At 27.0% G+C, this 12,596-nt stretch carries 11 protein-coding genes; 9 read left to right on the top strand and 2 right to left on the bottom strand.

What is annotated here, in order from left to right; all coding sequences use genetic code 4:
* Positions 1–230: 230 nt before the first annotated feature.
* From MDIS_RS02845 to MDIS_RS04225, 9 genes are all read left to right on the top strand, one after another.
* Entirely contained in the window at positions 231–1,862 is a 1,632-nt protein-coding gene (locus MDIS_RS02845) for a type I restriction-modification system subunit M (RefSeq protein ID WP_232510545.1), read from the top strand.
* 3 nt (positions 1,863–1,865) lie between these two features.
* Entirely contained in the window at positions 1,866–2,516 is a 651-nt protein-coding gene (locus MDIS_RS02840; protein ID WP_084217552.1) for a restriction endonuclease subunit S, read from the top strand.
* Between the two features lie 43 nt (positions 2,517–2,559).
* Positions 2,560–3,162 carry a restriction endonuclease subunit S gene (locus tag MDIS_RS02835; protein ID WP_044635552.1) on the top strand — a complete coding sequence of 201 codons (603 nt, stop codon included), beginning with the start codon at positions 2,560–2,562 and terminating at the stop codon, positions 3,160–3,162.
* Positions 3,159–3,782 (top strand): restriction endonuclease subunit S, encoded by a 624-nt coding sequence (locus tag MDIS_RS04130; protein ID WP_084217550.1) that lies wholly within the window; start codon positions 3,159–3,161, stop codon positions 3,780–3,782. The genes MDIS_RS02835 and MDIS_RS04130 overlap by 4 nt, the downstream gene beginning before the upstream one ends.
* Positions 3,783–3,796: 14 nt before the next feature.
* Positions 3,797–4,474, top strand: coding sequence for a restriction endonuclease subunit S (locus MDIS_RS02825; RefSeq protein ID WP_084217549.1), 678 nt, complete (start codon positions 3,797–3,799; stop codon positions 4,472–4,474).
* Positions 4,450–5,031 (top strand): restriction endonuclease subunit S, encoded by a 582-nt coding sequence (locus MDIS_RS02820; RefSeq protein WP_052506230.1) that lies wholly within the window; start codon positions 4,450–4,452, stop codon positions 5,029–5,031. Before MDIS_RS02825 ends, MDIS_RS02820 begins: the two co-directional genes overlap by 25 nt.
* A complete protein-coding gene (locus MDIS_RS04125) occupies positions 5,028–5,639 on the top strand; it encodes a restriction endonuclease subunit S (RefSeq protein WP_084217548.1) in 612 nt (203 codons plus the stop codon). Before MDIS_RS02820 ends, MDIS_RS04125 begins: the two co-directional genes overlap by 4 nt.
* Before the next feature lie 212 nt (positions 5,640–5,851).
* Positions 5,852–8,965, top strand: coding sequence for a type I restriction endonuclease subunit R (locus MDIS_RS02810; protein ID WP_044635550.1), 3,114 nt, complete (start codon positions 5,852–5,854; stop codon positions 8,963–8,965).
* A 26-nt stretch (positions 8,966–8,991) separates the two neighbouring features.
* Entirely contained in the window at positions 8,992–9,165 is a 174-nt protein-coding gene (locus MDIS_RS04225; RefSeq protein ID WP_232034208.1) for a hypothetical protein, read from the top strand.
* 61 nt (positions 9,166–9,226) lie between these two features.
* Here MDIS_RS04225 and MDIS_RS02800 read toward each other — a convergent pair whose 3' ends face one another.
* A complete protein-coding gene (locus MDIS_RS02800) occupies positions 9,227–11,746 on the bottom strand; it encodes an N-6 DNA methylase (RefSeq protein ID WP_052506228.1) in 2,520 nt (839 codons plus the stop codon).
* Between the two features lie 175 nt (positions 11,747–11,921).
* The gene (locus MDIS_RS02795; RefSeq protein ID WP_044635548.1) at positions 11,922–12,593 is read right to left on the bottom strand and encodes a protein kinase family protein; all 672 of its coding nucleotides are present in this window, start codon (positions 12,591–12,593) and stop codon (positions 11,922–11,924) included.
* Positions 12,594–12,596 lie beyond the last annotated feature (3 nt).

Here is a 12,596-nt window from a genome sequence, read left to right as displayed (position 1 = left end):
TCATTTCCTAGTTTGAATTAGAGCATCGTTTCTCAACAAAGGTTTGATTTTTTTATTAATTGAAAATTTATTTTGTTTCATAAAAAATACACCTTTTATGGGGTGTCTCAATTTTTTCTACTAATTTACCTTAAACTACATTTTGTGTGAAAATTTAGAATTTTACTATTAGTTTTTAACTATTTTTCTTTATAATTTATAGTAATTTCTGGATTTTTTTCTAGTTCAAAATGTTAAGGAAAAATATGCACCAAGTAAATAACGAAAACGAAAAAACACAATTATATAGAACTCTTTTAAATTTGGCTAATATTACTAGAGGCGGCGCTGATGCCTGGGATATTAAACAATACATTTTTGGTTTGCTTTTTTATCGTTTTATTTCTTCAAGTTTGACAAATTACATTAACAAAAACGAACGTGAAAATGGTAATTCTAACTTTAATTACGAAGATATTTCCGATGAAGAAGCTAAAATTTTTGATTTTGATGAAAATTTGATTATTACAGAAAAAGGTTTCTTTTTAAAACCAAGTCAACTTTTTATAAATATCGCAAAAAACGCTGCGAAAAACGACAATCTCAATGTTGATTTAGAAAAGGTTTTCAAAGAAATTCAAGAATCCAAACATCCTGAAAATGATACCAAAATTTTTGCCGGTTTATTTAGTGATCTTAATTTTAACAACGAAAAACTAGGTAATTCTGTTAAGGAAAGAAATAGTTTGCTTGTCGATGTTATCGAGGAAATTGCCCAACTTAAACTTGGTGATTTCAGTAAGTCAAATATTGATGCTTTTGGCGATGCCTACGAATTTTTAATGCATTTTTATGCAGCAAAAGCCGGAAAAGGCGGTGGTGAATATTTTACACCGCAAGAAGTTTCCGATTTACTAGTACAAATTTCACTGGCTTCGATTAAAATTCCAAACCGCGGAAAATTAAAAGTTTATGATCCAACTTGTGGTTCAGGTTCACTTTTACTTAAATTTATCAAGTTAGCAAAAAGCAAAGAGGGAATTGTTATCGATCACGAGACTGGTAAAAAAATTAGACAAGATGAAATTATTCTTTATGGTCAAGAAAAAAATCATACAACTTATAATTTATCAAGAATGAATATGGTGTTACATTATCTTGATTATGACCAATACAAAATTGAGCATGGTGATACTTTAGCCGATCCAAAACATTCTCTAGAACAAAAATATCATATTATTGTTTCAAATCCGCCTTATTCAGCAGATTGAAAACCATCATTGTTAAAAGATGATGAAAGATTTCAATACGCGCCATTAGCGCCTGCTTCAAAAGCTGATTTGGCTTTTATTATGCATATGAATTATGTTTTAGCAAACAACGGTGTCGCAGTAATTGTTTGTTTCCCTGGTGTTTTATACCGTGATGGGGTTGAGAAACAAATTCGCGAATATTTAGTTAGTTCAAGCATTGATGCTGTTATTAATTTGCCAAATAATTTATTTTACGGTACCACAATTGCGACTTCAATTTTAGTTTTAAATAAGGCGAAAAAAAGTGATAATATAATTTTTATCGATGCGAGTGAACAATTTTATAAAGATCGGAATAAAAACAAATTAACGAAAGAAAATATTGATTTTATTGTTGATATTTATAAAAACCGGAAAGAAATTCAAAATATTAGCAAAATTGCCACAATCGATGAAATAGTTGAAAACGAATACAATCTTTCTGTAAGTAAATACGTTATAAAAACTCAAGAAGATGAAGTCAAAGATATTGCTGAACTAAACCGAAAAATTGAAGAAATTGTTGCTAAAAATGATGAGTATCGTCAAAAAATTAACGAATTTATTCGTGAATTTGAGGAAATTGAATAAAAAATGGATAGCAAAACTAACCAAAAATCATTTGAAAAACACGGTATTTTTGATAATTTTAAAAACTGAAAAATTCAGCAGTTCAAACTTGGTGACTTATTTGAAATAAAACGGGGAAGAGTAATATCGAAAACATATATCGCTGAAAATCCTGGAAAATTCCCAGTTTATTCATCCGCAACTCAAAACAATGGCGAAATTGGAAAAATTTCCACTTTTGACTTTGATGGTGAATTTATTACCTGAACAACCGATGGTGCTTGAGCCGGAACTGTTTTTTATCGAAACGAAAAGTTTAACGCTACAAATGTTTGCGGTGTTTTGAAAAATAAAACTAAAAATAATACTAAATTTTTGTTCTATTTGTTAAAATTTGTATTTCCTAATTATGTAAATCGAGAAACTTCTAATCCAAAATTAATGTCTAACGTGGTTTCTGACATTCAAATCCCCGTTCCTCCTATTGAAATTCAGGAAAAAATTTTAAATATTTTTGAAAAAATAGAGAATTTCAATGCCCTAATTGATATATTAGATTCGGAAAAAGAATTAAGATTAAAACAATTAAATTTTTATAAAAATAAAATTTTGTCATTTTTAGATTTAAAACCTACGTCACACACACACACACACAGAGAGAGAGAGAGAGAGTAAAAAGGTCTGCAAATACTTTACAAAAATATTCAGCGAACAACTTTTGACTTACATCAGTACAAATTTAGAAACTAAAAAGATTTCTGATCTTTTTGAAATAAAACGTGGAAATCCTAAATTTACAAAAGAATTTATAAATAAAAATCCGGGAAATTTCCCGGTTTATTCGGGATCAATTTTAAATCAAGGTGAAATTGGAAAAATTTCCACTTATGATTTTGAAGGCGAATTTTTAACTTGGACAATTGCGGGTTATGCTGGGCATATTTTTTATCGGAACGGTAAATTTAATACAACAAATTTATGTGGTGTTTTAAAACAAAAACCTGAACATAAAAATAATTTGAAATTTTTTAGTTATATTTTACCAAAATATACTTTAAATAACGTGATTGTTCGAAAAAAAGGTTATACAATTTTGCAATCTAGTGAACTTTTGAACATCGAAATCCCCGTTCCTCCTATTGAAATTCAGGAAAAAGTTGTTGAAATTCTTGACAAAATTAACAGTTTTAAAAAAGAAATTACTAAAGGACTTGAAATTGAGAATCAGTTAATAAAAAAACAACATCAATATTATAAAAGCGTTTTATTAAAACTACTTAAAATTAGCGATAGCTCTCTCTCTCTCTCTCTGAACAAATAGTTAATTTATTCGACCTTATTTGGCAAAAAACCTTTGAATTTATAGGTAATTTTCAATTTTTTGATTTTTTAAAATATAAAAAACCAATTGGTGAAATCACCAAATTAACCCGTGGAAACGGAAAACTAACCAAGAAATTTATTGAAAAAAATCCGGGAAATTTTCCGGTTTATTCAGGATCGACGATTAATAACGGCGAAATTGGAAAAATTTCCACTTATGATTTTGAAGGCGAATTTTTAACTTGAACAATCGATGGTTATGCCGGAACTGTTTTTTACCGAAATGAAAAATTTAGTGCTAATTCGCATTGCGGGATAATCGAAATCAAAGACCAAAAAATTGTAAACCCTAAGTTTTTACAGTATATTTTGCAAACCCTAACCCCAAAATTTGTTAATTTTGATGCGACAATCCCTTCGCTTTCAATGGAAAAAATGAAAAAAATCGAAGTCTTAATTCCAGCAAAAATAATCCAGGATCAAATTGCTAATGATATTGAAATGATTCAAATTATTTTTAATAAAATTAATTATAATATTGAAAAAGAGATTAAATTTCTAAAAAAACAACAAAATTTTTATAGAAATTTAATTTTTGATAAATTTAAAAATTTATAATATATAATTAAAAAATGATAAAAATAAAAGAAATTTTTGAACTCATTGGAAAAAGTGAAATTAAATACTTTAAAATTAGTGACTTATTTGAAATAAAACGGGGAAGAGTAATATCGAAAACATACATCGCTGAAAATCCTGGAAAATTCCCAGTTTATTCATCTGCAACTCAAAACAATGGCGAAATTGGAAAAATTTCCACTTTTGACTTTGATGGTGAATTTATTACCTGAACAACCGATGGCGCTTGAGCCGGATCAGTTTTTTATCGAAACGAAAAGTTTAACGCTACAAATGTTTGCGGTGTTTTGAAAAATAAAACTAAAAATAATACTAAATTTTTGTTCTATTTGTTAAAATTTGTATTTCCTAATTATGTAAATCGAGAAACTTCTAATCCAAAATTAATGTCTAACGTGGTTTCTGACATCCAAATCCCCGTTCCTCCTATTGAAATTCAGGAAAAAATTGCAGAAATTCTTGATAATTTTACTAATTTAATTAACACTCTAAAATCAGAAAATAACATAAGAAATAAGCAATTTAGTTATTATCAAAAGCAATTTCTTTCTTTTTTAGACTTTAACACACACACACACAGAGAGAGAGAGAGAGAGAGAGCAAAAAGGTCTGCAAATACTTTACAAAAATATTCAACGAACAACTTTTGACTTACATTAGTACAAATTTAGAAACTAAAAAGATTTCTGATCTTTTCGAAATAAAACGTGGAAATCCTAAATTTACAAAAGAATTTATAAATAAAAATCCGGGAAATTTCCCGGTTTATTCAGCCGCAACTAAAAACAACGGTGAATTGGGACGAATTTCCACTTTTGAATACGATGGTAATTACATAACAATCACTACAAACGGCGATGCCGGTTATGTTTTTTATCGAAATGGTAAATTTAATATGAATTCCGATTGTGTTTTGCTTAATTTAAAACAGCGAGAATTCAACTTAAAATTTTTTTATTACATTTTATTTTCTGTAGTTCCAAAAAATAGACACGAAAATAATGGTCGTCCAAAAATGCCGACTTCAACATTGAAAAACATCCAAATCCCCGTTCCTCCTATTGAAATTCAGGAAAAAGTTCTTCAAATTCTTGATAAATTTGAAGAAATCACTAGTACAATTGAAAAAGAAACTAAACTAACTGAAAAGCAGTTTGATTTTTATCGTAAAATTTTACTTGATATTCTGAATAGCGATAGCTCTCTCTCTCTCTCTCTGAAGAAATAGTTAATTTATTTGACCTTATTTGGCAAAAAACCTTTGAATTTATAGGTAATTTTCAATTTTTTGATTTTTTAAAATATAAAAAATCAATTGGTGAAATCACCAAATTAACCCGTGGAAACGGAAAACTAACCAAGAAATTTATTGAAAAAAATCCGGGAATTTTTCCGGTTTATTCAGGATCGACGATTAATAATGGCGAAATTGGAAAAATTTCCACTTACGATTTTGAAGGCGAATTTTTAACTTGAACAATCGATGGTTATGCCGGAACTGTTTTTTACCGAAATGAAAAATTTAGCGCTAATTCGCATTGCGGAATAATCGAAATCAAAGACCAAAAAATTGTAAACCCTAAGTTTTTACAGTATATTTTGCAAACCGTAACCCCAAAATTTGTTAATTTTGATGCGACAATCCCTTCGCTTTCAATGGAAAAAATGAAAAAAATCGAAGTCTTAATTCCAGCAAAAATAATTCAAAACAAAATTTCCTTAATTTTTTCCCTTTTTGAAAAAACAATTAATAACGTTGAAGAAGAAGTTAAACTTTTAGAAAAGCAATACCATTTTTATAGAAATTTAATTTTTGATAAACTTACTGTTAAATAAAAATTTCCTAAATAATGACAAAAATTTTTTATTCTATAATTACTAATTTCAAAAGTTAATTTAAAAATTTGTTATTGAATTTTATTTTTTTATTACTTGGCAGAAAACATAACAAATTTTCCCTAAAAATTGTTATAATTTTAACATTTCAATTCCTTTTGAATATTGTTTTAAAAACAAAGCGACTATTTACATATAATTTAAGGAAAAAAGTGGATCCAGTCAAAAATATTTTGGAATCAGAAGAGTGAACACTTGTTGCGACCTATAAACCAGATGAAAAAAGAAAAATATATCGACTTGAAAAAGAATGAGAATTTGAACTCCTCGAGATTTTAAAAACTCATAATTACGAATATCGACAAGATTTAAAAAACGAAAATGATTTGATATATAACTTAAGAAGCCAACTCGGAAAATTAAATGAAATTAAATTTTCTGACAATGAATGGGATAAAATTCTATACGAAATAACTAAAAAAGTTAATAGTGTATCAGATAAAAACAAATTTTTTCAGGTTGATGAAATAATTAATTTGGAACTTGATAAACCAAATAATAATGGACAAAAATTTGTAAACATTAAATTAATTGACAAAAAAGAATGAACAAAAAATTCTTTTCAAGTTGTCAACCAATTTTCGAATGAAAATGACGAGACTGGTAGAAAAAGTCGCTATGACGTTGTTATTTTAGTAAATGGTCTTCCACTTGTTTTAATTGAACTCAAAAAACCAGACATTAGTATTCGAAAAGCATTTAGTCAAAATTTATACTATAAAAAAACTAGTTTTAACACAGAACATAAACTTTTTGAGTATGTGCAGATTTTTGTAATTTCTAATGGAAATGAAACAAAATATTATTCAAACACAGCACTTGATGCTATTAAAAATAGAAATAAAAAATTACTAGATAGTAAATTAAGAATTCCTGATGGTTTCGGTTTTACTTCCTTTTTAACAGATCAAAAAAATAATAAGATTAAAAATTTACTTGATTTTGCAAACCATTTTTTCGCTCGCAAAATTTTATGAAATATTTTGACAAAATATTGCATAATTGTCAAAAATGATGAAAAAAATAATTTAATTGTTATGCGACCATACCAAATTGTTGCAACAGAGAAAATAATTAATCGTATAAAAACAAAGCATAACGATCCAATAAATTCTGGTGGGTATATTTGGCACTCAACTGGTTCGGGAAAAACGTTAACTTCGTATAAAGTGGCTAAATTAGCGGCTGATTTTGATCATATTAAAAAAGTTATTTTTGTTGTTGATCGCAAAGATCTTGATAATCAAACTCAAGATGAATATAAAAAATTTGAAACTTCTAATTCAGTTATTCAGGATTCTTGAGGAGTTAAAAATACCACTGATTTGTCAAAAATTTTACAAAAAGATAATTATAATAAAAAAATAATTGTAACTACAATTCACAAATTAAGCAAAGTCGTTGAGAAATATAAAAATTTACCAATTTATAACGAAAAGGTTGTTTTTATTTTCGATGAATGCCACCGTACTCAATTCGGTGATATGCACCAAAAAGTAAAAAAATCGTTTAAAAAATCATTTATGTTCGGATTTACAGGGACACCAATTTTTAAAGAGAGTTTAACACCTAGAAGCGGAAAAGATAAGGAATATAATACTAAAGTTTATCAATTTCAAACAACTGAACAACTTTTTGGTATCGAATTACACCGATATTCGCTTATTAATGCAATCGATGATAAAACCGTGTTAAGATTTTCATACAGAAATTATACTACAATGAAAAAAAATGAAAATTTTGACGATCGAAAAGTTGAAACTATTGATGAAAAAGAAGCACTATACCACCCAACTAGAGTCAAAAATAATGTTAAAACAATAATAAATTATTTTAACAGCGACAAACAGCATCGTAGATTTAATAGTCTTTTTTCAGTTGAAAGTATTAAATTAGCACAAAAATATTACGAAGAATTCAAAAAACAGTTAAGCGAAAACAATCCAAACAAAATGAAACTTGCAATAATTTATAGTCCCGACTCGAAAAAAGACGATTATTTATCCGATTTTTCAGAAAATGAAGAAATAAATTTTAGCAGTAACGAAGAATTTCTTAAAAAAGCAATGGATGATTTTTACCAAATAATTTCCGATACCAATAACAAAAACCAAGAAAGTAATTATAAAAATAGCAAAAAAGGCATTGGGAAATTTAGTGAATATCAATCTAATTTGGCAAGGGAAATTAAGAAAAACAAAATCGATCTTACAATTGTTGTTAACATTTTTATAACTGGATTTGACTCGCCAGAATTGCAATCGCTCTGACTTGATCGCGATTTAAAAGAACACACATTAATTCAGGCTTATTCACGAACAAATCGAATTTATAACGATGAAAAAGAGGCAGGAATTATTCATTCATTCCGTAATTTAGAGCAAAATAATAAGGAAGCATTAATAATTTATGCTGGCGATGACTCTAATAAAAGCACTATTTTTTTACCTAAATATGAAGAAGTTTACGATTTGTATAAAAAAATAGTTCAAAAACTTCTAAATCAATTTCCGCCTGAAAAAAATATGGATAGTGGATCGCTTGAAGAAAAAAAGCAATATATTAAAATATTCAATGAATTTATAAGACAACATCATTTGTTAAACAGTTTTAGTCAATTTTCAAATAAGGGTCAAAAATTAATAAACGAAAATTTATTTGACAAGTACAAGGCAGATTACCACATAATTAAAGATCAACTTCACGAGGAAGAAAAAAAGGAAAAAACTTCAATTTTAGATGGTATAGAATTTGAAACTACACTAACGAGTGTTTCTGATTATGATCTTGAAACAATTCAATCGATTATTAACAAACATTTACACGAAGATGGTAGAATCAACTATAATATAATTGAGGAAATTAAAGGCAAAATTAAAAGTTCGGAACAATTACGTTTTAAAAGCGATTTAATTATTAAATTTATTGAAAAAATCAACGGTAATTTTAACCAAAAAGACATTAAAAACTTTGATGTGCAAATTGAATTTAGAGATTTTGCCACTGAAGAATTTTATACTGATATTGCAAATTTTACTGAGCAAAACAATCTTAAATATGAAGAAACAATTGAATTAATTAAGGATTTACTTGAAAATGAAAAATTTGAAAAACCTTCATATAAACAAATAAGAAAAATATCTAATGAATCGCTGGGATTACGTCGTGCCGATGGTGCAAGCGAAATTATAGAACAACATATCGAAAATTTAAGGAAAAACTTCTATAACAAATATGAAGGGATTTCTCTAAATTTTACAGACTAAATCGTTATCAAAAGTAGTATAATTTAGTGCTAATAAACGGAAATTTATTTGCTAATTTTTCTGATTTAGGGTTTTGGAAATTTAACGGCATTATTCTTGAAAACAAATTTTTTGCTCTTGGGGAAAATATCAATTTTAGCAATGACAGCCGCGCCTTTAGCCTATTTGATCTAAACACAATTCGGAGAATTTGAACCTAAAATTTAGAAAATATTTTTGTAAAAGGCGATATTTTCCTATATAAATCTTAATTCTAACCTTTTATTCTTCAATTAATTTTGCAAGCGGATGATTTTTAACAAAATTAGTCATAAAATTCCAATCAATTTTACCTTTTTCATTAATGGGTAGGCAAATTTTAGTTGAATTAAAACGATTTGCTTGCCAAGATCTTCCATAACTAAATTTATACCGGTGTTGATCGAGTACTGTTACTAAAAATAAGCCGTTAAAAACGTTAAGTTTCTTTGAATAACCGCAAGAAGTAAACCCTTTAATTGCCATAAAATCATCAGGTTGATACAAACTATATCCGCCTGAACCTTCGCCACCGTTAATAAAAAGAACGCAATTACCTTTAGAAACATAACTATCAATTTTTTCAACTTTTGCTTTAACACCGTTATTATTTTTTGCTGCACCAATATAATAAATTTCTTGTCCGGTAATTAATTCTTTGGTATTTTGTACTTTTGAGTTTTCAATTTTGAAAATATCAGTTATTTTAAATCATTTTCACTTATTTATATTAAGTTTTGCGGTGTAGCTTTCCTGTTTTTTAATAATTCTTTGGTATTCGCTAAACTTTTTTGAAAAAATAAGTTGCTCAAGAAGTTCATATTCATCAAGGTTTAAATGAAGAATATCAAAATCCTTTTTAATTTGAAATAAAATATAATTTTTTATTACTTTTTCAAAATTACTTATTTTTAAATTTGAATAGTCAGTTTTTGTATGTGCATAAATATTTCATTCCTCATCCTCTTTGATTTTAGTTTTAATTGAATTTACCAAATTACCTTTGTTATTAGGGTTTTTAATAAAATCAAGTAATTCTTTCTCTTTTTCAGCTCAATTGTTATTAAAATCTACTCTACCTTTTGGGGTCATAACAAATCCGTCATCTTTTAGATCGTAAAAAGCAACTTCTTCGTCAAAATTATGGGGAATATTTGTTTCAAAAATTGCAATTGAGGTATAAGTCGCGGCGTTTGGTTGAAACAATTCCTTTGGCATATTAATAACAGCTTTTAATTTATGTTGCTTTAGAATTTTAGCACGTCTTTCATTTTCGCTAAAATACATCGAATAAGGTGCGATAATAATTACGTAGCGAGAACATAAACTTAATATTTTTTCTAAAAAAGTTATTTCCTTAAAAGTTGGGTTTGTTTTACTTTCTCTTCCCGAATAAGGCGGATTAATAAATCCAATTGTTGGAGATAGTTCTTTAATTTTCTTAATAATTTCTTTTGTTTCAAAAGAATCACCAATTGCACTACCATGAAAAATTTGCGATTTTCCATCACCACGAAATAACATATTGGAAATCGCTAAAATATACATTGTTGTATTAATTTCGACACCAATTATTTGCTTTTTTTTGATATTATCAATTTTTTCCTTTTTATCTAGCAAATTTTGATTCTCAACAGTATTAATAATTTTATTCATCGCTGCAATCAAAAAAGAACCTGTTCCACAACAAATATCTAAAATTACATCGTTAGTTTTTATATCAATTAAATTTGTAAATAAAGTTGTAATATGTTCTGGGGTAAGAACAATTCCCCTTTTTACATTAGCAAATCCGGCGTATTTTAGAAATTCCTCGTAGAATTTTCCAATAATGTCAAAATTTGACCTAGTTGAAAAAGTTCCGTTTATTAAGGGTAAAACGTTTTCTTTTAATTCAGTCAAAATTGAATGAATAGTTTCAATTTTGACATCTGGCGATTCTTTTAGTAAATTGATTTTACTTTTAATAAAATCAATTTTATTTTTCATCACCTTTTGCTCGGTTAAGGTGGTTTGAATCGCGCTTGAAATCATATCAATTAGAAGATTTTTATTATCTTTTATTTTTGAAAAAAGTTCAAATTTTTTATTTAAATCTTGCCCATATAATGCGATCATTAAGTATGAAAGAATCACTGGCCTCTCTGTTGAGTCAAGATCTCTTAGTAATTGGTTAATTTTTTTTGAAGATTGCTTAATATTTTCAATATGTTTTTGCTCATCAAAGTCTATAAAAATACTTAAAAATTCCTCGATTTTTACAAAATTTGTTATTTCTTTAACGTGTTTTATACGAGCATTATCAACAACAAAACAGTCAAATTTTCCAATTTTATTTTCAGAAATATCGCCGCTTACAGCAATTCCGATAATTTTATAATCCTCTAAATTCTTTAATTTATTAACAAATTGTTGCATATACCAAATTATTCCTTGGATAGCAAAATCAACAACATTACATTCATTACTTAATGTAAAATTTTCGCATAAAGGATTGTTGTCTCGATGTTTTTTTATATTTGATTTTTCCTCGACTAAAATTAAAAGTTTATGCTCTTTATTGAAAAAAATTCTATCAGGATAGCCATAATTTTCTTTGGTTTTTTGCAGATTATGATTTCTTTTAGAAGATGTTTTCAATACCTCTAGAATATCTTCATTCAATAATTTGGGGCTCAAAGAAGCATCTCACAAACTAATATCATAGCCGAGATCTTGTAGTTTTTTAGTAACAGATACAGTAATATTTTTGTCTTTAATCATAATTTATTTTATAACATTAACATATTTTCTTTATAATATAAAAATTATAAAGAAAAGGAATAAAATTTCATTAAATTTATCAAGGTTTTGGCTTTTTTAGTTTAAAAAGGGAAAACAAAATTACGCCTAAATTCAAACGTTTTTTTTAATTGCTATTCTAACAATTGTCTAATTTTTATTTATCATAAAATTTTTTATTTCAAAAGTTAGTAAAAACATTAACTATGTAAACAAAATCATTAAATTTTTCAATTTCAAGATTAAAAAATTTAATGATTTTTTCAGGAGAAATTCCTAAATTGATGTACAAACAAACATAATCAAAGTAAGGATTATTAAGTCTAATTCACTCAAAGTCAATTAAAAAAACCGCCTTTGTCGAAACGATTATGTTTTTAAATTGCAAATCATTGTGCGAAATTACAAGTGAATCAAATTGGTATTTTTCAACTAGACTAATGTATTTTTTGTCCAATATAACGTCGGTTTGCCAGTTAAATTTGGCAATTTTTGTATTTTTTTGCTTATGAAAATCAGAAATTGCCAAAAATAATTTGTCAAGGTGTAAACCCAAATTTTCTGGACTTAAAATTTGGCCCTCAATTCACTTTTTAATGAAATTTCCCTGATCATAAAAGAGAAAATTAGAATTTTCTTGAATAAAATTCTTTTCATTTTCCCAATTTACAAAATCGTTAGTTGCAACTCGAATTTGAACTTTTTGATTTTTAAAAAAACCTACAAAACTACAGTTGTGATAACCACAAGAAATCAACTCTGATTTCTTTATTTCTTTTTTAACAAATTCTGGAAAAACATCGAAATTTACAGTACTTTTTAATTTCATTAA

Source organism: Mesomycoplasma dispar, from assembly GCF_000941075.1.
Taxonomy (GTDB): Bacteria; Bacillota_I; Bacilli_A; order Mycoplasmatales; family Metamycoplasmataceae; genus Mesomycoplasma; species Mesomycoplasma dispar.
This window is presented reverse-complemented; position numbering and strand designations above follow the sequence as displayed.